The organism is Nocardiopsis listeri NBRC 13360, from assembly GCF_001570765.1.
Classification (GTDB): domain Bacteria; phylum Actinomycetota; class Actinomycetes; order Streptosporangiales; family Streptosporangiaceae; genus Nocardiopsis; species Nocardiopsis listeri.
The window spans coordinates 1-23,085 of the sequence record NZ_BCSH01000069.1 but is presented as its reverse complement, the minus strand read 5'-3'; the positions used below and the strand labels follow the sequence as shown (position 1 = coordinate 23,085).

Annotated in this window: 16 protein-coding genes; 9 read left to right on the top strand and 7 right to left on the bottom strand. The window is 70.6% G+C overall.

The window, feature by feature from the left end:
* Positions 1-10 precede the first annotated feature (10 nt).
* The 3 genes from NLI01S_RS19975 (at position 11) to NLI01S_RS19970 (ending at position 6,284) form a co-directional block, all read left to right on the top strand.
* Positions 11-2,971, top strand: a complete 2,961-nt coding sequence (locus tag NLI01S_RS19975; protein WP_067606858.1) for an ATP-binding protein — start codon at positions 11-13, stop codon at positions 2,969-2,971.
* Positions 2,972-3,144: 173 nt separating this feature from the next.
* Entirely contained in the window at positions 3,145-3,291 is a 147-nt protein-coding gene (locus NLI01S_RS26100; RefSeq protein ID WP_190318534.1) for a hypothetical protein, read from the top strand.
* A gap of 32 nt (positions 3,292-3,323) precedes the next feature.
* A complete protein-coding gene (locus NLI01S_RS19970) occupies positions 3,324-6,284 on the top strand; it encodes a helix-turn-helix transcriptional regulator (protein ID WP_067606857.1) in 2,961 nt (986 codons plus the stop codon).
* Here NLI01S_RS19970 and NLI01S_RS19965 read toward each other — a convergent pair.
* Positions 6,281-6,865 (bottom strand): TetR/AcrR family transcriptional regulator, encoded by a 585-nt coding sequence (locus tag NLI01S_RS19965; protein WP_067606856.1) that lies wholly within the window; start codon positions 6,863-6,865, stop codon positions 6,281-6,283. The genes NLI01S_RS19970 and NLI01S_RS19965 overlap by 4 nt on opposite strands.
* Before the next feature lie 128 nt (positions 6,866-6,993).
* On the opposite strand from NLI01S_RS19965, the gene NLI01S_RS19960 reads away from it, so the two are divergent.
* Positions 6,994-7,608 carry a dihydrofolate reductase family protein gene (locus NLI01S_RS19960; protein WP_067606854.1) on the top strand — a complete coding sequence of 205 codons (615 nt, stop codon included), beginning with the start codon at positions 6,994-6,996 and terminating at the stop codon, positions 7,606-7,608.
* 242 nt (positions 7,609-7,850) lie between these two features.
* Positions 7,851-9,212 (top strand): glutamine synthetase family protein, encoded by a 1,362-nt coding sequence (locus NLI01S_RS19955; protein ID WP_190318533.1) that lies wholly within the window; start codon positions 7,851-7,853, stop codon positions 9,210-9,212.
* A 34-nt stretch (positions 9,213-9,246) separates the two neighbouring features.
* On the opposite strand, the gene NLI01S_RS19950 is transcribed toward NLI01S_RS19955, so the two are convergent.
* The 6 genes from NLI01S_RS19950 to NLI01S_RS19925 form a co-directional block, all read right to left on the bottom strand.
* Complete coding sequence (locus NLI01S_RS19950; protein ID WP_067606852.1) at positions 9,247-12,117, bottom strand: ATP-binding protein; 2,871 nt, start codon at positions 12,115-12,117, stop codon at positions 9,247-9,249.
* Between the two features lie 40 nt (positions 12,118-12,157).
* Positions 12,158-14,611: a helix-turn-helix transcriptional regulator gene (locus NLI01S_RS26650; RefSeq protein ID WP_067606850.1), complete on the bottom strand. Its 2,454-nt coding sequence runs from the start codon at positions 14,609-14,611 to the stop codon at positions 12,158-12,160.
* A 2-nt stretch (positions 14,612-14,613) separates the two neighbouring features.
* The gene (locus tag NLI01S_RS25825) at positions 14,614-15,129 is read right to left on the bottom strand and encodes an ATP-binding protein (protein WP_067606849.1); all 516 of its coding nucleotides are present in this window, start codon (positions 15,127-15,129) and stop codon (positions 14,614-14,616) included.
* A 121-nt stretch (positions 15,130-15,250) separates the two neighbouring features.
* Positions 15,251-16,456, bottom strand: coding sequence for a globin domain-containing protein (locus NLI01S_RS19935; RefSeq protein WP_067606848.1), 1,206 nt, complete (start codon positions 16,454-16,456; stop codon positions 15,251-15,253).
* A 125-nt stretch (positions 16,457-16,581) separates the two neighbouring features.
* Complete coding sequence (locus NLI01S_RS19930; RefSeq protein ID WP_067606890.1) at positions 16,582-17,028, bottom strand: RrF2 family transcriptional regulator; 447 nt, start codon at positions 17,026-17,028, stop codon at positions 16,582-16,584.
* Between the two features lie 45 nt (positions 17,029-17,073).
* Positions 17,074-18,681, bottom strand: a complete 1,608-nt coding sequence (locus tag NLI01S_RS19925; protein ID WP_067606847.1) for an MFS transporter — start codon at positions 18,679-18,681, stop codon at positions 17,074-17,076.
* Between the two features lie 465 nt (positions 18,682-19,146).
* On the opposite strand from NLI01S_RS19925, the gene panB reads away from it, so the two are divergent.
* From panB to NLI01S_RS19905, 4 genes are all read left to right on the top strand, one after another.
* Positions 19,147-20,001, top strand: coding sequence for a 3-methyl-2-oxobutanoate hydroxymethyltransferase (gene panB, locus NLI01S_RS19920; protein ID WP_067606845.1), 855 nt, complete (start codon positions 19,147-19,149; stop codon positions 19,999-20,001).
* Positions 20,002-20,138: 137 nt separating this feature from the next.
* Positions 20,139-21,020 (top strand): sulfurtransferase, encoded by an 882-nt coding sequence (locus NLI01S_RS19915; RefSeq protein WP_067606843.1) that lies wholly within the window; start codon positions 20,139-20,141, stop codon positions 21,018-21,020.
* 292 nt (positions 21,021-21,312) lie between these two features.
* The gene (locus NLI01S_RS19910) at positions 21,313-22,353 is read left to right on the top strand and encodes an LLM class F420-dependent oxidoreductase (RefSeq protein ID WP_067606841.1); all 1,041 of its coding nucleotides are present in this window, start codon (positions 21,313-21,315) and stop codon (positions 22,351-22,353) included.
* A gap of 106 nt (positions 22,354-22,459) precedes the next feature.
* Positions 22,460-23,038, top strand: coding sequence for a pentapeptide repeat-containing protein (locus NLI01S_RS19905; RefSeq protein WP_067606839.1), 579 nt, complete (start codon positions 22,460-22,462; stop codon positions 23,036-23,038).
* The last annotated feature ends 47 nt before the right edge of the window (positions 23,039-23,085 follow it).

Below are 23,085 nucleotides of genomic sequence, written 5' to 3'. Positions count from 1 at the left end.
TGGGGACATAATGACCGACATGCCCCTGCTGCCCGCGACCACCACACGACTCGCCGGCCGCGCGGAGGAACTCCGCGCCCTGTCCGCGCACACCGGCCACTGCCGAACCCGGGCCTCGGCGACGGTGATGATCGGCGGCGACGCCGGTGTGGGCAAGACCCGCCTGGTCACCGAGTTCGCGGCCACCCTGCCGGCCGGGACCGTGTTCGCGGGCGGCTGTCTGGAACTGGGCGTGGACGGTCTGGCCTACGCCCCGTTCACCACGCTGCTGCGTCAGGTGTTGCGAGAACGGGGCCGCGGTGTCTTCGAGCTCGCCACCGACGGTGGGGTGGGCGAGCTCGCCCGGATCCTGCCCGAGCTGGGGACGATCCCCACCGAGCGTCCCGAGTCCCGTGGCGTGCTCTTCGACCAGGTGCTGACGCTGATCCGATCACTGGCCGAGCCTTCGGGGCCGACCGGGGAGGCAGGCCTGACCCTGGTCCTGGAGGACCTGCACTGGGCCGACGGCGCCACCCGTGACCTGCTGGTCTTCCTGGTCCGGGCGCTGGACCGGCCCGGGGTCCAGATCGTCGCCACCCACCGGTTCGTCGAACTGGACGGCGCGCACCCGCTGCGCCTGCTACTGCCCGAGCTGGAACGCCTGCCCGAGGTGACCCGCCTGGACCTGGCCCCGCTCACCCGGCAAGAGGTCGCACACCAAGCGCACGCCCTCACCGGCGACGTCCTGGACGCTCGGAGACTGGACGAGTTGTACCGGCGCAGCGACGGCATCCCCCTGTACGTGGAGGCGCTGGCCGGTGATGACGAGGCGTCCTCCCCGGTCCCCGAACACTTCCGCGACCTGCTGCTGGCGCCCGTGCGCCGGCTGCCCGCCCCCTGGGCCCGGGTGCTGCGCGCCGCCTCGGTCGGCGCGCTCTCCGGGGAGGTGGGCCATGAACCACTGCTGCGGGTGACCGACCTGTCCGAGGAGAGCCTGGAGGAGGCCCTCCAAGGGCTCGTGGACGCCCGACTCCTACGGATCAGCGGGGACGGCTATCGCTTCCGGCACGCCCTGCTGCGCGAGGCGGTACACGATTCGCTGCTGCCGGGCGCGCGTTCGAGACTGCACCTGCGCTTCGCTCGGGACCTGGACGAACACAGCGACGCGGTGCCCGGCGAACGCCGCGCCGCCGAGCAGGCCCACCACTACCAGGCCGCGAACGAACTACCCTTGGCCCTGGCCGCGGCCTGGAACGCGGCGGTGCGCGCCGGGGAGGTCCTGGCCTTCGGCGAGCAGTTGGCCGTGCTGGAGCGGGTGCTCGTCCTGTGGGACCGAGTGCCCCAGGCACGCGAGGCGGTCGGTGGCCGTCCCCTGGCCCGGGTGCGCGCCGACGCCGCGCTGGCCGCGTTGCAGAGCGGACGACCCGAACGCGCTTGGGAACTGTGCGACGCGGCGCTGCCCGACGTACCCGAGGGCCCCGACGAGGATGACCTGGCCCTGCGTTCGCTGCTGCTGCGCTGTCGTGGGCAGGCCCGGACCCAGTGCGTGGCCGAGGGAGCGGAAGCGGACCTGGCCGAAGCTCTGCGACTCCATCCGCCGCACATGCCCGGGTACGGACGCACCCTCTCGATCGTGGCGCGCGAGAGCATGTTCCGCCCACGGGAGACCCTCGGGCCGGGGTTGTCGGCGGTGTCGTTGTCCGAGCGCGCCCTGGAGGTGGCCCGGGGGGACGGGGACCGCTCGGCGGAGGCGGCGGCACTGGTCTCGCTCGGCTCGGTGTACATGAGTCGCGGTCTGGGCGAGCAGGGCAGACCCCTGTTGGAGCGGTCCCTGAGGTTGGGTCGTGAGATCGGCGACCCGGCGATGGAGGCGCGCGCCAGCGGGAACCTCGCCCACTACCTGCGCGAGCAGGGGCGCACCGACGAGGCGATGGAGTTGCTGGAACGTTCCCTGCGGTACCAGCACGAGCGGGGTTCGGCGAGCCTGCACAACGGCTTCACCTTGCAGAACCGGGCGGAGGTGTTCTACGACACCGGCCGTCTACAGCGGGCCAGGGAGGTGATCGAGGGGGCGGCCCCTCGCGCGTCCACCCCGATGCACCGGGTCTTCCTGACGAGCCTGCTGGCCCGGGTCCTGGTCGCGCTGGACGAGACCGCCGCGGCCCGCGAGGCGCTCGGACACGAGGACCTGGCCAGGGCCCGGGAGAGCCTGGAGCGTCTGGGTCGGGTGTCGGTGCTGAGTGTGGAACGCCTGGACCAGGCCCAGTTGGTGGTCGCCGCACACCTGGACGTGTACCTGGCCGAGGGCGACCTGTCGGCCGCCCGCACCGAGGCCGACGAGGCGCTGCGCCGGCTGGAGTTCCCCGACTCCCCCGGGTTCGGCTGGGCGCTGCTGTCCCTCGTGGTCGAGACGGCCCGGCGCGAACGCGGACTCGAAGCGGTCGAGAGGACCACACGCGCGGTGGAGCGGATGCCGGTGCACGGCCCGGTCCAGAGGGCGTCGAGGGCCGATTGTCGGGCCCGACTGGTCGAGGCCGCGCGGGGACCGGCGGCGGCCGTCGAGGAATGGGGGCGGGCGGTGTCGGCGTGGGAGGCCGTCCCGATGCCGCTGCACCAGGGGTGGGCCCGGTTGCGGCGGGCCGAGTCCCTCGCCGTGGCCGGTGATCGCGCCGCGGCCACCGATCCCGTCCGGCGGGTACGGGAGAGTGCCCGCGCGTGCGGGGCGGTGGCGTTGGAACGGGCCGCCGACGGGTTGGCCCGACGCCTCGGTCTCTCCCCCGCCGTGCCGATGCCCGGTTCGGCGGGGTTGACGGCGCGGGAGACGGAGGTGCTGCGGCTGCTCGCCGAGGGCGCCACCAACGCCCGGATCGCCGAGTCGCTGTTCATCTCGCCCAAGACCGCCAGCGTGCACGTGTCCAACATCCTCACCAAGTTGGATGTGCCCAACCGGGCCACCGCCGGCGCCCGCGCCCGCGACCTGGGCCTGGCCTGAGACCACCGAGGGAAGGGCTCGAGCGGCGTCTCGCACGTCTTAGCCGCGGGGGCGCCGGAGCCGTGTCCCCACGGTGGAAAGCGGGAGTTCTCCCCATGTGGTGGCGGGTGTCTTAGCGACATCGTCGTAGACGTGCCGAACACGTCCGGCACCGCACGACACCAGGGGGAGACATGACCTACGACGACCTGCGCACCGCCAACGCCCACGCCATGCGGGACGAGCGCCTCCAGCAGGCCGAGCGGATGCGAGAGCTTCGCCGGCTGCGGGCCGAGAAACGCGCCCGACGCCGCGAGGAGCGTCGGGTCCGCGGCGAATAATGGGCGGAGAAATGTTCCGGGCACAGAGCATAATGAGCGGTATGCCCCTGCCTTCCGATACCAGTCCCGTCTTCGTCGGTCGCCGTGACCAGCTCCGGATTCTCACCGACCAGGCCGATCGGGTACGTTCCGGAACACCGGAGATGCTGCTGGTCGGCGGGGACGCCGGGGTGGGCAAGACCCGCCTGGTGAACGAGTTCACCGCCACCCGGCCGGCGGGAACGGTGTTCACCGGCGCCTGCCTGCAACTGGGTGTCGACGGACTCTCCTACGCCCCCTTCACCGCGGTGCTCCGCCAGACACTGCGCGAGTGCGGCCGGGCCCCGTTCGAGGAGGCCGCCCCCGGTGGACTGGGAGAGTTCGCCCGACTCCTGCCGGAGCTGGGCCCCGTCCCCGAGGAGCGTCGGGAGAACCGGGGCATCCTCTTCGAACAGCTACTACGCCTGTTCACCCTGTTGGCCGGGGACGAGGGCGCCACCGTGGTGTTGGAGGACCTGCACTGGGCCGACGGCGCCACGCGTGACCTGCTGGTCTTCTTGATCCGCAACCTGGATCGGCCCGGGATCCAGGTCGTCGCCACCTTCCGTAGCGACGACCTACACCGCGCGCACCCACTGCGACGACTGCTGCCCGAGCTGGAACGCCTGCCCGGGGTGGGCCGAATCCAGTTGGAGCCGCTCTCCCGCGAGGAGGTGGCCGCCCAGACCCGGGCGATCCGGGGCGAGGACCTGACCCCCACCCAGCTGGACTCGCTGTATCGACGCAGTGAGGGGGTGCCCTTGTTCGTGGAGGCCCTGGCCACCGCCGAGACCTGCCCCGGTGACGAGGATCCCGACCTGCCCGACCACTTCCGCGACCTGCTGTTGGAGCCGCTGAACCGGTTCGACGACACCACGTGGGCCGTACTACGCGCGGCGGCGGTGGGAGCGGTGAGCGTCACCGTCGAACACGAGATGCTGTACCACGCGGCGGGGCTGCCCGAACGTGAGTTGGAGGCCGCCCTGCGCACCCTGGTGGACGCCAACGTGCTGCGGGCCGGGCAGACCGGATACCGCTTCCGGCACGCCCTGCTGCGCGACGCCGTGCACGGGGAGATCCTGCCCGGACCGCACGCCCGGCTGCACCTGCGCTTCGCCCAGCTCATCGACGAGTACCCCCACACCGTCCCCGCCGACCGACGCGCCGCGGAGGAGGCCCACCACTACCAGGCCGCGCACGACCTGCCCAGGGCTCTACAGGCCGCTTGGTGGGCGGCGATCCGCGCCGGTGAGACACTCGCCTTCAACGAGGAACTGGCCATGCTGGAACGGGTGTTGGACCTGTGGGCGCAGGTGCCCGACGCCGCCGAACGTGCCCAGGGCCACACCCGGGCCCAGGTGTTCGTCAAGGCGGCCGGCGCGGCTCTGGACACGGGCCGGCACCGGCGGGCGCTGGAACTGGCGGAGGAGGCCCTGGCCGACCTACCCGAGGATCCCACCGACGACGAGGCCCGCATGATCCGCGCCATCCTGTTGCGCAGACGTGGTCAAGCCCGCGCGTACAAGATGCGCGACGGCGGCCTGCCCGATCTGGTGCGGGCGCTCGAACTGCACCCGCCGCACATGCCGGGGTACTCGCAACTCCTCGCCGACCTGGCACGGGAGAGCAACCTCTTGCGCCTGGACCGTGCGGGCACCGCCGAGCAACGGCTGTTGAACGATCTGCGCCGGGCCGGGCGCGGCCCACGCGAACTCGCCGAACTCGCCATCGAGGTCTCCGACCAGGGGAACCCCGCAGACTTGTGCGGTGAGGCGGACGCGCGGATCATCCTGGGCTGTCTGTACATGGAGGACGGTGACGTCGAACGGGGCCGCCCACTCATGGAACTGGGCACTCGGCGGGGAGCCGAACTGTCCAACCCGATGATCGAAGCGCGCGGCGCAGGAAGTCTCGGCCATCACCTGCGGGAGCTGGGCCGGCACCAGGAGGGCATGCAGGTCCTGGAACGTTCGCTGACCCGGCACGAACGGCTCGGCTGGGCCTCTGTGCACCGGGGCTTCAACCACCAGAACCGGACCGAGATCCTGTTCGAGACCGGCCGACTGTCGCAGGCTCGCGCTTTGGCCGAGCGCACGGTGGCCACCTCCACCAAGATCAAGCTGCACTTCATCCAATCGGTGCTGGCCCGGATCGCGGCCGCGCAGGGCGACCTGGAGGTGGCCCGGCGATCGACCGGCCCCCTGGGTGACCGGAGCATGCTGGACGCGCACCGGATGGACATCCTGCAACTGCGGGTCCTGGGTTCCTTGGAGACCGCGCTGACCGAAGGGGAACTGGAGGAGGCCCTGGAACTGTCCCTGCGAACCCTGGATCAGGTGATCCTGGAACGGTTCCACGGGTACACCTGGCCGTTGCTGGAACGGATGGCCGAGACGGCCCGCCTGGGATCGGCCCCGGAGTTGGTCGCCCGGGTACGCGAGGTGGCGGATCGAACCCGGATCACCGGCCTCGCTATGCCCGCCTACGCGGCGTCCGTCGCCGCGCTGACGGCGCAGGTCGGGGAAGAGGACACCACCGACCTGTGGAAGAGCGCCGTGGTGGCGTGGGAGGCGGTCCCGATGCCGCTGCACCTGGCCCGGGCCCGGCTGCGTGAGGCCGAAGTGGTGGCCGCGGGCGACCGCGACCTGGCGGTGCGCCGGGTCCGGCAGGCGTACGAGACCGCGATCGAGTGCGGGGCCGTGCCGCTGTCCCGCGCCGCGGAGGGGCTGGCGCGCAGACTCGGCACCGGGGTGACCGGTCGGTCGGCCCCACCGGCGGCACCGGCGGGACTGACCGCCCGTGAGAGCGAGGTGCTGCGACTGCTCGCCGCGGGCGCCACCAACGCCCGGATCGCCGAGCGGCTGTTCATCTCGCCCAAGACCGCCAGCGTGCACGTGTCCAACATCCTCACCAAGTTGGCCGTGCCCAACCGGGCCACCGCCGGCGCCCGCGCCCGCGACCTGGGCCTGGCCTAGTTCCCGTCGTCGAGGGCGAGGCCATCGACCACCAGGGTGACCAGCCGGTCCAGGTCGCCCTCGGGGGCGAGCACCCCGGGCAGGGTGAGGTACTCGGTGACCAGCCGGTTCAGGGCCAGGTAGAGCACGAGGACGGTGTCGCGACCGCCGGGCATCGCGGCCTCCTCGTGGAAGACGAAATTGGCCTCCAGGTCGGCGCGCACGCGAGCGGTCATGTCCGCGCGCAGTTCCGGGCGGCGGGTGGCCTCCAGTTGGAGTTCCAGGGTGGCCAGGTAGACGTGGGGGTCGGCGGCCAGGCGCCTGACTGTGGCGCGCATGACCTCGGCGAGTTTGGCCCGGTCGCGTGCGCCGGTCAGCACGTTGTCCCACTCGTCCTGTTCGGGCATGAAGCGCTCGTAGGTACGGGTGCCGGCCTGGGCGAGCAGGTCGCCGCGGTCGGTGAAGTAGTTGGAGGCGGTGCCGGTGGGCACGCCCGCCCGGGTGTCGACGGCGCGGAAGGTGAGCCCGCGCGCGCCCTCTTCGGCGAGTGTCTCGATGGCGGCGTCCAGTAGCGCGGCGCGCCGTTCCGGGTTCCTGACCACGGTTTTCTCCCTTGTTCCGAGGTTTTCGGAAAAACCCCTTGGCAAACCACTACACACGAAGTACTTTACTTGAAGTACTTCAAGCATAGTGGTCATGGGGCCACGGGAGTACCCCCACGAGGAGACACATGCGAAAGCTCACCTACTTCGTCGCGGTCTCGCTGGACGGCTACGTCTGCGCGCCCGACGGTTCCTTCGACTTCTTCCCCGGTGGCGACGACGACGGCAGCGGTGGGGAGCTCGACGAGAACGGCGAGTTCCACGCCCGCGAGTACCCGGAACTGCTCCCCACCGTGGCACGGAACCATCTCGGACTGGACGTGCCCAACAAGCACTTCGACACCATGCTCCAGGGCCGGGGTTCCTACCAGATCGCCCTGGATCAGGGGGTGACCAGCCCCTACGGGCACATGCGCGAGTACGTCTACTCCCGCACCCTGGCGGCCGACGTCGACCCGAACGTGACCGTGGTGGCCACCGACCCGCTCCGGCACGTGCGAGAACTCAAGAAGGAGAACGGCGACCTGGGAATCTGCACGGTCGGCGGGCCCTCCATCGCCGGACTCCTGCTACCGGAGATCGACGAGCTCGTGATCAAGCGCTACCCAGTCGTGGCCGGGGCGGGCAAGTCGTTCTTCGAGGGCGGCGCCTTCGACCCGGCCGTCTTCGAGCGGGTGGAGGGCACCGTCTTCGACAACGGTGCCGACTACACCCGGTTCCGCCGACGTTCCGACGCGAAGTGACCGCGAGCGGGTCCATCGCCGGCCGGGTGACGGACCGCATGTTCGTGGCCGGGGGTGGCCCGAACCCCCGCCGTGAGCGGTCATAATGCGTGTGCGGACGACCGTCCGGGTACCGCCGAGAGCGAGCGGAAATACCCCCGAAATATCCGCACGGCACACTGGGTGCCGGGACATGGTGTCCGGCTCGGCTCCGTGATCGACGGACCGGGGCGGGGACCGACCGGCTTCGAGGAAGGTTGATCGTGAATCGACAGCAGGAATTCGTGCTCCGCACGTTGGAGGAGCGCGACATCCGGTTCGTGAGGCTGTGGTTCACCGACGTGCTCGGGTACCTCAAGTCCGTGGCGGTGGCGCCCGCCGAACTGGAGGCGGCCTTCTCCGAGGGCATCGGGTTCGACGGTTCTGCCATCGAGGGCTTCGCCCGGGTCTACGAGGCCGACATGCTCGCCCAACCCGACCCCACCACCTTCCAGGTCCTGCCTTGGCGCAACGAACCGCACGGCACCGCGCGCATGTACTGCGACATCCTCATGCCCGACGGTTCGCCCTCCCCCGCCGACCCACGGCACGTGCTCAAGCGTCAGCTCAGCAAGGCCTCCGACCTCGGGTTCACGTTCTACACGCACCCCGAGATCGAGTTCTACCTGCTGAAGAAGTTCCCCGAGCACGGGGAGTTCCCCGAGCCGAACGACTCGGGCGGCTACTTCGACCACACCCCGCACAACAGCGCGCACGACTTTCGCCGTAACGCCATCAACATGTTGGAGGCCATGGGCATCTCCGTGGAGTACAGCCACCATGAGGGCGGGCCCGGCCAACAGGAGATCGACCTGCGCTACGCGGACGCGCTGACCACCGCCGACAACATCATGACCTTCCGGCTCGTGATGAAGGAGGTGGCGATGGAGCAGGGCGTGTACGCCACGTTCATGCCCAAGCCCTTCACCCAGTACCCCGGGTCGGGCATGCACACCCATCTGTCGCTGTTCGAGGGCGACCGTAACGCCTTCTACGAGCCGGGGGCCGAGTACCAGCTGTCGAAGGTGGGGCGCGGGTTCATAGCGGGGCTGCTGCGGCACGCCGACGAGATCACCGCCGTCACCAACCAGTGGGTGAACTCCTACAAGCGGCTGTGGGACGACCCGGCCGCGTCGGCCGGCATGGGCGGCGAGGCGCCCGCCTACATCTGCTGGGGGCACAACAACCGGTCGGCGCTGGTGCGGGTGCCGATGTACAAGCCGGGCAAGTCCAACTCCAGCCGGATCGAGATCCGTTCCCTGGACAGCTCCACCAACCCCTACCTGGCCTACGCGGTGATCCTGGCCGCCGGGCTCAAGGGCATCGAGGAGGGGTACGAGCTGCCCCCGGGCGCCGAGGACGACGTGTGGGCGCTGACCGACGCCGAGCGTCGGGCGGTGGGCATCCGTCCGCTGCCGCAGAGCCTGGACGAGGCGCTGCGGTTGATGGAGAACAGCGAACTGGTCGCCGAGGCGTTGGGCGAGCACGTGTTCGACTTCTTCCTGCGCAACAAGACCTCGGAGTGGAACTCCTACCGCCGCCAGGTGACCCCGTACGAACTCCAGCGGTACCTGCCCACCCTGTAGGACGCGACGGGCGGCCCACCGGGGCCGGTCGAGGTCAGTCGAGACCGAGTTCTCGGGCCTTGGCGGCGGCGGCCGTGCGGTTGTTCACCCCCAACTTGGCCATGAGGTTGGTGACGTGCACGCTCACCGTCTTGGCGGAAATGAACAGCGCCTCGCCCACCTCCCGGTTGGACAACCCCTTGGCGACCTGGGTCAGGACCTCGGCCTCGCGCGGGGTCAGCCTTGCGGGGAGCGCGACGGGGGTCGGTGCGGCGTCGGCGAGGGCCGCGCCCATCCCCTCCACGTCCCCACAACTCACGGCCGGAGCCAGCTGGGCACTCAGCTTCTCAAGGCGGCCCAGCAGCCCCGTGGCCCGCTCACGCTCTCCCAGGGCGAGCAGTGTCCAGAAGGCTCCGGTCCAGGCGTCGATCCGGGACATCACGCTCGCCCTCTCGGCGAGCGGCAGCGCACGCTCCCAGTGCGCGAGTGCCTCGGTCGGGTTCTCGGCGAGCCATCCGAGCGCCATCTGCCGGTTGAGCGCGCCCGCCGGTGAGGTCGGCCAGTCCGCGCGCTCCAGCGTCCCACGAAGCAGCACGGCGAGTTCCTCGGCGAGTTCGGCGTCACCGGGCTCGTCACGGCGCCGTAGCCGGGCCACCAGCTCCGACAAGGACGGCAGACCTTGGTGGCTGAACCGGACCTGATCGATCAGCCCGATGTCGTCTTCCCCCTCGAATGCCAGGCGGGCGGCTTCGGCCAGTCGATCGCCCGGCCCCTCCTTCAGCAGCCACAGTCGTCCGAAGTAGTAGGTCAGGTACTCCATCGCCGAACTACGATCCCGGGGCAGGACGCGGGTGAACTCACCCAAGACCCTCTCCGCGGCGTCCCAATCCCCCTGTATCAGGTGGAACTGGGCCCTGACCCCGTGTCGACGCGCGGCGGTGAGATCCTCTCCAGCGGGATGGGTCTCCAGCACCCGACGGGCCTGCTCCATCCGACCCAAGCAGTTCAGGTAGTTGGCCGCGGCGTTGCCGTAGTCGCCACCCTGACTGCGCAGGATCCCCAGCTCGGCGCAACGGTCCGCGAAGCGCCGTGTGGTGTCCAGCGCCTCCTCGTACTCCAGCCGCATCGCCAGGTTGTTGGAGAGGTTGATGAATCCGCGCAACTCGACCTGGACCTCGCCCAGTTCCCGGGCGATCCGGATGCCCTCGCGCAACAGTTCAAGGGCCTGGTCGGAACCGGTGACGTCCAGCAGCGCCCCTCGGGTGACCAGGGCATCGGCCTCACTACCGCGATCTCCGACCCTCCGCGCTAGGGCGACGGTCTCCCCGGCGACCCTTTCCGCCTCGTCGTGGAACCCCTGGAGCATCAAGACCGAGGCGGTCGCGGCACCGATCGCCGCCTGCTCGAAGTGCGCCTCGGGCAGCAGTTCGGCGGCGGCCCGCATGTCGTCCAGCGCGACGGTACGGCCCAGGTTCTTGTAGGCGCGGGCACGGGCCACCAGCAACCGAGCGACCGCTTCGGGCTCGGCTGTGGAGTCAAGGTCGGCCAACCCGTCCGTGGCGTGGTCGACCGAGCGGCGCAGGTCACCGGCGACCTGTGCGGCCAGGCACACCCGCAGCAGCAGGGCGCTGCGGTCTAGGTCGAGTCGATCGGCGGCGTCGGGCACCAGTTCCCACAGCTCCAGCACCCGTTCGAGGAGTTCGAGGTGTTCGGGGTGGGCAGTGGCGGCCAAGGCTCGCTGTGCCGCCTCCCACGCCGCGACCAGGGCGCGCGGGTGGTCGTGGGCGGCGTAGGCGTGGTGCGCGAGTTGGGCGACCGTCTCCGCCCGGGGCAACCCTGGGACATCGGTGTCGAGCACCTCCGCGTAGCGGCGGTGGGCGCGTACCCGCTGGCCGGGCAACAGGTCCGCCTTGACCGCCTCGGCGAGCAGGGCGTGCCGGAACACGTAACCGGTCTCGGTGACCCGTAGGACCTGGGCGTCCACCGCGTGGCGCAGCGCCTCGTCCAGAGCGTCCTCGTCGACCCCGGAACGTTCGGCCACCTCGGCGAGCAGCGCGTGGTCGACCCGGTCCCCGGCGACCGACGCCAGTCCCAGGACCTTGTGGGCGGTGCCCGGCAGGGGTTCCACCCGGCGCATCAGGAGGTCGCGCGGCCCCTCGGGGACCCCGCCGCCGTCGGCCGTGCCGACGAAGGACTCGACGAACAGCGGATTGCCGCCGCTGCGTTCGTGCAGCAGGTCCAGGTCGGTCTCGGTGAGGGCGGTCCCGGCCAGAGTGGCGGCCTGCTGAGCCACCTCCTGCCGGGTGAGGGGGTCCAGGTCCATCCGGGTCACCCGGGGCAGCCGTTCCAGTTCCGGCAGGAGCGGCCGAAGTGGGTGGGTGCGGTGCAGGTCGTCGGTGCGCACCGACACCACCAGGTGCACCGGCGCCGTGCGCAGGTTGCGCAGCAGGAAGACCAGCAGATCACGGGTGGAGGCGTCCGACCAGTGCAGGTCCTCCACCACCAGAGCGAGCCCCTCGGGGTGGGCGCGTTCCTCCAGGAAGGTCAGCACCGCCTCGAACAGACGGGCCCGGCCGTTGTCACCGGTGTCCTGGCCGATGTCCTGGCCCAGCCCCGGCAGCAGACGCGTGAGCTGCGACCCGGCCTCGGGGGCGCCGTCCTCCGCGCGCAGCAGGTGGCGCAGTAGCGCGGTGAATGGCGCGTAGGCGATGCCCTCGGTGCCCAACTCCAGGCACGCCCCGAGCGCGGTCCGCCCCATGGGGGTGTGTTCCAGGTACTCGGCCAGCAGCCGGGACTTGCCGATACCGGCGTCCCCGCACAGCAGGGTGGCCCGGGACTCCCCCTCCAGCGCCCGGCGGGCGTCGGTGAGGAGGCGATCGAGATGGGGCTCGCGGCCCACGAGGACCGAATGCGCTGAGGGGGACATAGGGGCCAGTATGCCCGGCGCGAGGTCGCTTCGGTGTCCCTCAGACCAGGCCCAGTTCCCGGCCCTTGGTTGCGGCGGCGGTGCGGTTGCGCACCCCCAGTTTGGTCATCAGGTTGGTGACGTGCACGCTCACGGTCTTGGCGGAGATGAACAGCGCCCGGCCGATCTCCCGGTTACTGGAACCCTTGGCCACCTCGACCAGGACCTCCAGTTCCCGCCGGGTCAGCCCCATCGGGGTGGTCGCCCGGGCCGGGGTGGGACCCCCGGTGAGGGCGGCGGGTTCGGGTGCCGCCCCGGTCGCGGGACGTTCACCCGGTCCGGGCAGGGCGTGGCGGGCGCGCAGACGCAGCGCTTCACGCTCGAACAGGACCATTCCGTGTTCGACCGCGAGGGTGTGCAGGGCGTCCAGGTGCCGGATCGCTGCGGCCCGGTCCTCGGCCCGCAGGGCGGCGCGGACGGCGCCCAGGTGGCACTCGGCGGTGGAGACGACCAGCCCGGTGGGGGCGAGTTCGCTCAGGGCCCGTTCGAACAGGCGAAGGGAAGCGACGGCGTCGTGGCTGCGCCAGGCGCGCGCGGCCAGGTCGGCGGCCGGAGCGTCGGAGTGGATCACGTCGGGCGGGAGGGTGTCCAGGGCCTCCTCGATCCGCAGGGCCAGCCGCTTGGGTTCCTCTTCGGGTTCGTCTCTGAGCAGGGCGGCGACGGCGGCGTGCCAGGGCAGGATGGAGCGGTACAGGCCCTGGGTGTTGGAGAGGACTCCGCGCTCGCCGAGGGCCTTGGTGAGCATGGTCAGGGAGATCCGCCCGGCGTCCTCCAGACGCCCCTCGTGCAGGGCGATCTGTTGCAGGACCATGTGCACCGGCAGGTGTTCCAACGGGGAGCTGTCGGGTTCGGGCAACAGCCGGCGGAAGTGGTCGGTGGCGGCGCGCACGGCGTCCGGTCGCCAGCGGTACAGGTCCAGGTGCATGCGCAGGACCAGGGCGCGGGCCCGGGTGATCGAGGTGTCGTCGATCCCGTCCAGGAGGTCTTCGGCTTCGTCGAACCGGCCCTGGTTGAAACGGGTGACGGCCAGCCCGTAGGTGAAGACGCCGCCCTTGGTACGGGTCAGACCCAGCTCCCGACAGCGGCGCAGCCCTTCCAGGGCCACCTCGGCGCTCGCCTCCAGCCGACCGTGGTTCTTGAGGACCCCGCCGAGGTTGGTGAGTCCTCGGATCTCGGCCTGGATGCCACCTGCTTCGCGGGCGATGCGGATGCCGTTGCCCAGTACGTTCAGCCCGCTGCCGCTCTCCTTGTCCTCCAACAGGGAACCCAGGGTGATGAGCGCGTCGGCCTCACTGCGCCGATCGCCCAGCTCGCGGGCGATGGGAAGGGTACGGCGGGCACCGAACTCGGCGTGCTGGTGATGGCCGCGCACCATGAGGGTGGCGGAGATGGCGGCGAGGATCGCGGCGCTCTCGGGGTTACCGTCGGGCAACAGTATGGAGGCGTCCGTCAGTTCCTCCAGTGCCCCGTCCAGCCCCATCTCCTTGAGGGCGAGGGCGCGTGCGTGCCGCAGCAGCCCGATCCGTTCGGCCTCGGCGGGCGGATCCTCCTCGGCGCTCTTCCCGTACAGACCGCCGACCCCGAGTTCGGTCAGACCGTCGTCGGCGTAGTCGATGGCGCGACGGACCGATCCGGCGACCAGGCACACCTGGGCGGCGCGGACCAGGACGTCCACGCGTTGCAGCCCGGTGCGCTCACCGGCGTCGGGAACCTGCTCCCACAGTTCCAGGACCCGTTCGAGCAGGGCCAGCTGTTCGGGATAGGCGTCGACGGCGGCGACCTGGTCGGCGGCGCTCCACGCCGTCTCCAGGGCCAGGGGCTGATCGTGCGCGGCGTGGGCGTGGTGGGCGAGCTGGACCGCCCGTTCGCGTTCGGACACGCGGGGCACGCCGCGCCGGAGCGCCTCGGCGTAGCGACGGTGGGCGCGCACGCGCTCACCGGGCAGCAGGTCGGCGTGGACGGCCTCGGCGAGCAGGGCGTGCCGGAACACGTAGCCGTCCTCGGTGGTGCGCAGGACCTTGGCGTCGATGGCCGGGCGCAGCGCCTCCTCCAGCTCCTCTTCGGTGGTCCCGGCGCGACGGGCCACGGCGGCCAACAGGGTGTGCGCGACCCGACTCCCGGCGGTGGCGACCAGGCCGAGGACGCGGCGGGTGGGTTCGGGGAGGGACTCGATCGAGGCCAGGAGCAGGTCGCGGGGACCGTCGGGAAGCGCCGCCCCGGCCGGGTCGTGGCCGTTCAGCAGGGACTCGACGAACAGGGGGTTGCCGCCGCTGCGTTCCCAGAGCAGGTCCAGGTCGGCGGGGTCGAGGCCTGCTCCGCGCAGCGCGGTGGCCTGCGCGTCGACCTCATCACGCGAGAGAGGTTCCACGTCCAGGCGGCGGACCCCGGACAAGCGCTGTAGCTCGGGCAGCAGCCGGCGCAGTGGATGGGTGCGGTGCAGGTCGTCGGTGCGCACGCTCACCAGCAGGTGGACGGGGCGGGTCCGAGGTTGCGCAGGAGGAAGACCAGCAGGTCACGGGTGGAGGCGTCGGCCCAGTGCAGGTCCTCCAGGACCAGGGTGAGTCCCTCGGGCCGGGCACGTTCCTCCAGGAACGTCAGGACCGACTCGAACAGACGGGCCCGGCCCTCGTCCGTGCGACCGCCCGCCCCGCCCAGTTCGGGGAGCAACCGGCCGAGGTCGACGGCCGGGTCGGTGGTGGGGCCGCCCGAACGCAGGAGTTCGCGCAGCAGGGTGGTGAAGGGGGCGAAGGGGACACCGTCGGCGCCGGCCTCCAGGCAGCCGCCGACGGCGACGCGATCCCCCGGCAGGCCCCGCAGGTGTTCCTCCAACAGGCGGGTCTTGCCGACCCCGGCCTCGCCGTGGACCAGGACGGTGCGGACACCCTCCCTTCGGGTGCGGCGCCCGCTCTCGGCCAAAGTGCGCAGTTGGGCGTGGCGTCCGACGAACACGGTGGGGGAATCGTGTGACCGCATGGTGTCGAGTATGTCCGCTCGGGCCCTCCCCCTGCACCCGATTTCGCCCGGGGCCGGGCGTTTCGGCTACCGGCGGAGGTGGCGAAGGCGCGCGTCCGGGGACACGCGCCCACCGCACCGGTCAGTTCTGGCCGAGCCAGAGGTCGGGTCCGAACACCTCGTAGTGCACCCGACGCGCGGGCAGTCCACCGTCCAGCAGCCCGGTGCGGACCCCGCGCATGAACGGCAGCGGGCCGCAGAGATAGGCCTCGGCCCCCTCGGGGATCTCGATCGGGCCCAGGTCCACGGTGCCGGGGCGCACGGTGACGTCCGTCGGCTCGCCCGCCTCGGTGTGGTCCTGTTCGTACCAGACGTGGGCGGTGGCGCCGGGCAGCCGCTCGATCAGCTCGTTGAGCTCCTCGCGGTGGGCGTGGTCGGCGGGTGTGCGGTCGGCGTGCAGGACGATCACCCGACGGTCGCTGCCGTGTTCGTCCAGGTGGCGGAGCATGGCCGCCATCGGGGTGCAGCCGATGCCGGCCGACACCAGGACCAGGGGGTGGTCGCCGTCGGAGAGGGTGACGTCACCGGCCGGGGTGGAGACCATGAGGGTGTCGCCGGGGGTCGCGGTGCCGTGCAGGAGGGTGGAGACCTCACCGGCGGGGTTCCACTCCCCCGCGCGCAGGCGCTTGACGGTGATCAGTCTGCGGCTGCCGTCCCAACCGGAGACGGAGTACTGGCGGGCCTGGTGGACGCCGTCGGGCATCTGGGCCCGCACGCTGACGTACTGGCCGGGGCGGAAGTCGGGGGCGGGGCCGCCATCACCGGGCTCCAGGGTGAGGGTGACCGCGTCGGCGGTCTGCTCTCGGCGCTCGGTCACCGTCCAGGGGCGCCACACGTCGCGGCCGCCGGACCGTTGGTACAGCCCCGCCTCCATGGCGATGAGGGCGCCGGCCATGAGCCAGTACACCTCGTCCCAGGCGGCGACGACCTCGGGGGTGGCCGCGTCATCGAGGACGTGCGCGATGGCGCCGAAGAGGTACTTGTGCACGATCACGTACTGGTCCTCGGTGATGCCGAGGGAGACGTGCTTGTGCGCGATGCGGGACAGGAGGGCGTCGGGGCGCTCGTCCGGGTTCTCCAGCAGCATCGTGGCGAAGGCGGCGATCGACCCGGCCAGGGCCTTGCGCTGTTCGCCGCTGGCCTGGTTGCCGCGGTTGAACAGCCCGTCGAGGAGCTCCGGGCGTTCGCCGAGCATCGTGTCGTAGAACCGGGCGGTGATGTCGTCGAGGGCTCCGGCGACGGCGGGGATCGTGGCGCGGACCGTGGCCGCGGACTCGGTGGAGAGCACGCTTCCTCCTGAGCCGGGACCGAGTCCCAGCATCGATAATTGGTATCTGAAATGCATATTAAACGCGTGAATCAGACACCCATCACCGGGGTCAGGTTAAGAATAAAGCCAGGTCAGAGCGGCTTTCAGACCGTTGAACCGTCCTCACGCAGCAAAGTGAGCGCCTGTCGTGTGGGCGAGCTCACCAGGGACTCCACGGACACTCCGTCCAGGGAGACGTAGAAGGCCTCACGTGCCTGCCACAACGCCACGCGCAGCCGACAGGCGGCGCGCAGCGGGCAGGGTGGATCGTCCTCGCAACCGGCCAGATCGCCCGGATCCTCCAGTTCACGGACGATCGCGCCCACCGAGGAGCGCCGGCCGGCATCGGTGAGCCGCAACCCGCCACCGCGCCCGCGTCGGGCCTCGACCAGGCCCATCTCCGACATGCGCGCCACGGCCTTGGCCATGTGCGTGTAGGGCACGTGCAACATGCCCGCGACGTCACGTGTGGTCAGGAGTTCACCCTCCCGGGCGACGGCGAGCCGCATGACCAGGCGCAGGGAGACGTCGGTGAAGGCGGTCAGACGCATGTCGCCCATGGTAGGTCGTGTGCGGTGCCCGTGCTCGGGCCGAGCTCACCCACCGCTGTCATGGTCGCTCCGAGGACGCCCCTCCTTCGCCGACTCCGGTTTCACGTCATCGTCCCGAGGCGGGGCGGGAGCACCGCGCGGCATCCACACCAACACCACCACCAGGCCCACCGCCCCCAAGCCCAGCGAGACCGTAGCGGCCAGGTGCAGCCCTTCCAGGAAGGCCTCCTTCGCGGGCGTGACCAACACCGTGCCCGGCTCCCCCAGGCTCCGAGCGAACGCCATGGTGCCCTCGATCGACTCTCCCGCCGCCCGGACCCGCTCGGGGTCGGTGTCGGTCTCGTCCGCCACCCGCCGCAGGATGGGCGCCATCGCCGCCCGGTAGTGGAACGAGATCACCGCGCCCAGGACGGCCACGCCCATGGCCGTGGCGACCTGGCGCACCGTGTTCTGCACCGCCGACGCCGCACCGGCCTTGCCCGGCGGCACCGACGACATGATCGCGTCCGTGGCCGGGGTGAGTACCACGGCCATCGCCGACGCCTGGAGGAAGAAGAACGTGATGATGAGCGGCAGCGGGGTGTCCTGTTCGATCCGCGTGTAGAACAGGAAACTGCAGCACACGGTCGCGATACCGATGGCGGCCAGGGTGCGCGCACCCACCCACCGGACCAGGGTGGGGCTGAGCGGCGCGAACACCATCTGCCCGATGGCGGCGGGCAACACCAGCAGCCCCGCGATGAACGGGGAGAACTCACGCACGCTCTGCCAGTAGAAACTGAGGAAGAAGATGATCCCGGCCATGCTGAAGAACAGCAACATGATCGTGGCGATGGACACGCTGAACCGCGGGTCGCGGAAGAACCGCACGTCCAGCGACGGGTTGGGCACCCGCGACTCGTGTACCAGGAACAGCACGATCACCGCGACCCCGAGCAGCAGGGCCCCGTAGACGTCCCAGTCCGCCAGCGAGGCCCGCTCCCCCGCGGTGATGATCCCGTAGATCAGCAGCACCAGGCCGGGGATGGACAGCAGCACGCCCACCACGTCCGGGCGACCGGCGTTCTCGTCCCGGGACTCGGGGATCAACACGAACATCAGGGCCAGTCCGATCAGCACGAACGGCACGTTCACCAGGAAGATCGAGCCCCACCAGAAGTTCTCCAACAGCAGCCCGCCCGCCGACGGCCCGATCGCCATCGCCAGACCCACCGCCCCGGCCCAGATCCCGATCGCCCGACCACGCTCCCGGGAGGGGAACACGTTGGTGATCACCGAGAGGGTCTGCGGCATCACCATGGAGGCGCCGAGCCCCATCACCGCGCGCGAGGCGATCAGTTGTTCGGGGCTTTGCGAGTACGCCGACAACGCCGAGGCCATACCGAACACGGCCAGCCCCCAGGCCAGCAACCGTCTGCGTCCCCACCGGTCGCCGAGGACCCCGAAGGGGAACAACAGCCCGGCGAACACCAGCGTGTAGGAGTTGATCGCCCACGCCAACTGCGCCTGGCTCGCGCCCACCCCGTCCACCGGGTCCGACAGGGTCCGCAGGGCCACGTTGAGGATCGTGTTGTCGGCCACGACCACCAACAGGCAGATGATGAGCACGGCGAGCCCACCCCACCTGCGCCGGTACGCCGTCCGCTGGTCCAAGGGGGCACCTCTCCATCGCGACGCCCGCCGGCCGGGCGCTCCGTCATGCTAGTCGGAGGGGGTGAGCCGCCTCTCACCCGGTGAGGCCTTGGGGAACCGGGTCGATGACCGGAAAAGGGGTCACAAGAATTCACCGAAGGCCCCACCCGGTGACCCGATGGGCACCCCGGTTCCACGGACCCACAGGCGAGAAACCATTTGTTCGACTGTGTGAATCCGCCCCCCGCCCCGGGTCGAAATCGACGGGTTCGGCGTGGGATGATGCTCCCGTGCGGACCTCGCACGCCCGCTCTCACCCCACCGTTCCGGCGGGGGGCACGGGGACGCGGCGATGGGGAACATCCCGCACGAGCACGCCGTTCCCTCCGGGGAACACCCGCGCACCGGTTGCGCGCGACAACCCTTCTCGTCCACACGTCCGGGGACACCCACAGCGGTGCTTCGAGACAACGGAGGAAGAACACCATGAGCACCACAGCCCAGACCCCCTCCGCCGGGAACGCCCTGTACGGCGGGGTCACCAACCGACGCGTCACCATCCGCGACCTGGCCCGCGCCAAGGAGCGCGGTGAGCGCTGGCCGATGCTGACCGCCTACGACGCCCTCACCTCCCGGATCTTCGACGAGGCCGGCATCCCCGTCCTCCTCGTCGGTGACTCCGCCGCCAACGTCGTCTACGGCTACGAGTCCACCGTCCCGGTGACGGTGGACGAGCTCATCCCGTTGACCGCGGCGGTGGCCCGTTCCACCAAGCGTTCGCTGATCGTGGCCGACCTCCCCTTCGGCTCCTACCAGGGCTCTCCCCAGCAGGCGTTGGAGACCGCCTCGCGCTTCATGAAGGAGGGCAACGCCCAGGCCGTGAAGCTGGAGGGCGGCCACTCCGTCGCCCCGCAGGTGGAGATGCTGGTGTCCGCCGGCGTCCCGGTGATGGCCCACGTGGGCCTGACCCCGCAGTCGGTCAACACCCTGGGCGGCTACCGGGTGCAGGGTAGGGGTGAGGCCGCCGCCGCCCTGCTCAAGGACGCCAAGGAAATGGAACGCGCCGGCGCGTTCGCCCTCGTCCTGGAGGCGGTCCCCTCGGACCTGGCCGCGCAGGTCACCGAGCAGCTGTCCATCCCCACCGTCGGCATCGGCGCGGGTGCGGGCACCGACGCGCAGGTACTGGTCTGGCAGGACATGGCCGGGCTGAGCCCGAGGGTGGCCAAGTTCGTCAAGACCTACGCGAACCTGGGCGAGACGCTGCGCGAGGCCGCGACCTCCTACGCCGACGAGGTCGTCAACGGCGCCTTCCCGGCCGAGGAACACACCTACAAGAACTGACGATCGCGCTTGGAGAACGCCGGCCGGGTTCCCTCCCGGCCGGCGTTCTCGTGTGCGGGAACGGAACAAGGGTGCGTCGCACGAGGTTGATGATCGATGATCTGCGAAGCGTTTCGAACCGAGGGGGAATTGCGGACATGGCATCGAACAGCGCGCCGACCGTCGGCGTGGCCTGGCTGGCGGAACACCTGAACGACGAGGACCTCGTCCTCCTGGACGCCACCACGCACCTGAGCATGCCCGGGCAGGGCCCCTACACCGTGGAGTCGGGACGAGCCACCTTCGACGCCGAGCACATCCCCGGCGCCCACTTCGCGGACCTGCTGACCGACTTCGCCGACCCCGACGCCCCCGCGCCGTGGACCGTCCCGTCCTCGGAGCGGTTCGCCGCGAGCGCGGGCGCCCTGGGGATCGGCCCGGGCGCGCGGGTGGTGGTCTACGACCAGTCCAACGGTTTCTGGGCCACGCGCCTGTGGTGGCACCTGCGGCTGGAGGGATTCGACGACGTGGAGGTCTTGGACGGCGGGCTGAACGCCTGGAAGGCGGCCGGTCACCCGGTCACCGACGCCGCGTCACCGGCCCCCACCGCACGGACCTTCGAGGCGCGCCGACGCCCCGAACTGCTGCGTTCCACCGAGGAGGTCCGGGCGGCGTTGGGCGACCCGAACACCGTCCTGGTCAACGTCCTGGATCCCGAGACCTACAGCGGCGAGAAGAAGAGCTACGCCCGTGCCGGGCACATCCCCGGCAGCATCAACCTTCCGGTCAACGAGGTCACCGACCCCGCCACCGGAACGCTCAAGTCGACGGACGAGCTGCGGACCCTGTTCGCCTCCAAGGGACTGCTCGACCCCGGCGTCACACCCGTCACCTACTGCGGCGGCGGGATCGCGGCCACCGGGGTGGCCCACGCTCTGGCCCTGGCCGGTCGCCAGGACGTGGCCGTCTACGACGGTTCGATGACGGCGTGGGCGGCCGACGAGTCGCTGCCCCTGGTCACCGGCGACGAGCCCGAGTAGGGTCTACGCCGCCCGATCAGGGAGAGGGACGTTCTGGCACGGTCTCCGGTTCCTCCGGGGGCCGCGCCCCTTCGTGTACGGACGGGACCTGGGCGGACAGACCTTGGGCGGACCTGCCGAAGGCGGGTAGCAGGACGGACCGGAGACGGCGTGGCACGGGCGGGCTCGGGCATGATCGGGGCACGCACCCATACGTGAGGCGGGTCACCATCCGAATCCCGTTCGGCAGTACAGTGACGCCGACACCAGGATCGTCATGGGCCGGGGTCCGGCCCCACCGGGAGGACAGCAGATGCGCATCTCGATGCCGCTCCAGTACGCGGGCGAGCCCAAGGCCGCCGTCGACCAGGTCGTCGAACTGGAGAAGGCCGGACTGGACACCGTGTGGGTCGCCGAGGCCTACGGTTACGACAGCCCTACCCTCATGGGCTATCTGGCCGCCCGCACCGAACGCGTGGAGATCGGCTCGGCCATCCTGCCCATGTACAGTCGCACCCCCACCCTCGTCGCGATGACCGGCGCCGGACTCGACTACCTCTCCGACGGCCGCGCCATCATCGGCCTGGGCGCCAGCGGACCGCAGGTCATCGAGGGCTTCCACGGAATCCCCTACTCCAAGCCGCTGACCCGCACCCGCGAGACCATCGAGATCTGCCGCAAGGTCTGGGCGCGCGAGGAGCGTCTCACCCACGACGGTGACGTGTTCACCCTGCCCCTGCCGCCCGAACAGGGCACCGGCCTGGGCAAGCCACTCAAGATCATCAACCACCCGGTGCGCTCGCACATCCCGATCCACGTGGCCTCCCTCGGGGTGAAGAACGTCGCGATGACCGCCGAGATCGCCGATGGGTGGCTGCCTCACCTGTTCATCCCGGAGAAGGCCGACAAGGTGTGGGGCGAGGCACTGGCCCAGGGCAGGGCCGAGCGTGACGTCTCCCTCGGCGAGCTCGACATCTCCGCCGGTGGCCTGCTCGCCATCGGCGAGGGCGAGGACGTCAAGAAGCTCCTGGAGTTCACCCGCCCGATGATCGCCCTGTACGTGGGCGGCATGGGCGCCAAGGGCAAGAACTTCTACAACACGGTGGCCCAGCGCTACGGCTATGAGGAGGCCGCCGAGAAGATCCAGGACCTGTACCTGGCCGGGAAGAAGGACGAGGCCGCGGCGGCGGTGCCCGACGAGTTCGTGGAGCTGACCAACCTGGTCGGCCCCGAGTCGTACGTGCGCGAGCGCGTGGAGGCCTTCCGCGCCGCCGGGGTCACCCGCCTCAACGTCACCCCGGTGGGCGACGACCCCGCGAAGCTCATCGAGAAGGTCAAGGACTGGGTCTCCTGAGCCCTCTCCCCCGATGTTCTTGCTCGCAGCGCCCATTCGGGCGCCGAACATGGCGCTGCGAGCAGAATCATCACTCATGTGACGGCTCGAAGAAGTAGGGAAGTTCGTGGAGACCACCCAAATCCGGGGAGCGAAGGTGCTCCTGCCCAGCGACGACGAGCCTGCCGTGCGGGTCTGGCCCTATCCCTCCGAACCGGAGGAGGAGAGGATCGTCAACGTCCACTTCTCGTCCGTGGACCTGACCTCGCACCGCCTGACCGGTGTCACCTTCAGCCGTTGCCGGTTCACCGCGTCGCGCCTGATGGGGGTGTCGTTGTCGTACGTCACGATGACCGACGTGCTCTTCGAGGGGTGCCAGTTCGACTACGCGAGCTGGGAGCAAGTCAAGGTCACCGGTGACGTGGCGTTCGTCGATTGCTCCTTCAAGGAGACGGGGATCGTCCAGAGCGACCTTCGGGGCGCGGTGTTCGACGACTGCGCCTTCGGTGCGGAGATCGAGAGCACCAAGATGTCCGGCACCGACCTGCGCGGGAGCGATTTGTCGGGGTTCTCCGGGCTGGCCTCGCTCCACAAGGCGAAGGTGACCGAGTTCCAGATCCGCCAGCTGAGCGTGGCGATGATTCGTGACCTCGACCTCACCGTCACGGAGCTTCCGTTGGAATCCGGGCCTGGAGCATCCCGATAGCCACCGAGTGGGGAGGGGTGGCGATGAGTGATTCTTCCGGGTGGGGC

Bases quoted from the DNA above. Each gene is read 5' to 3' on its own strand.
- NLI01S_RS26100 (WP_190318534.1), top strand. From the start codon at position 3,145: ATGACCTACGACGACCTGCGCACCGCCAACGCCCACGCCATGCGGGAC.
- panB (WP_067606845.1), top strand. From the start codon at position 19,147: ATGAGCACCACAGCCCAGACCCCCTCCGCCGGGAACGCCCTGTACGGC.
- NLI01S_RS19910 (WP_067606841.1), top strand. From the start codon at position 21,313: ATGCGCATCTCGATGCCGCTCCAGTACGCGGGCGAGCCCAAGGCCGCC.
- NLI01S_RS19950 (WP_067606852.1), bottom strand. From the start codon at position 12,117: ATGTCCCCCTCAGCGCATTCGGTCCTCGTGGGCCGCGAGCCCCATCTC.
- NLI01S_RS19970 (WP_067606857.1), top strand. From the start codon at position 3,324: ATGAGCGGTATGCCCCTGCCTTCCGATACCAGTCCCGTCTTCGTCGGT.
- NLI01S_RS19960 (WP_067606854.1), top strand. From the start codon at position 6,994: ATGCGAAAGCTCACCTACTTCGTCGCGGTCTCGCTGGACGGCTACGTC.
- NLI01S_RS25825 (WP_067606849.1), bottom strand. From the start codon at position 15,129: ATGCGGTCACACGATTCCCCCACCGTGTTCGTCGGACGCCACGCCCAA.
- NLI01S_RS19975 (WP_067606858.1), top strand. From the start codon at position 11: ATGACCGACATGCCCCTGCTGCCCGCGACCACCACACGACTCGCCGGC.
- NLI01S_RS19930 (WP_067606890.1), bottom strand. From the start codon at position 17,028: ATGCGTCTGACCGCCTTCACCGACGTCTCCCTGCGCCTGGTCATGCGG.
- NLI01S_RS19915 (WP_067606843.1), top strand. From the start codon at position 20,139: ATGGCATCGAACAGCGCGCCGACCGTCGGCGTGGCCTGGCTGGCGGAA.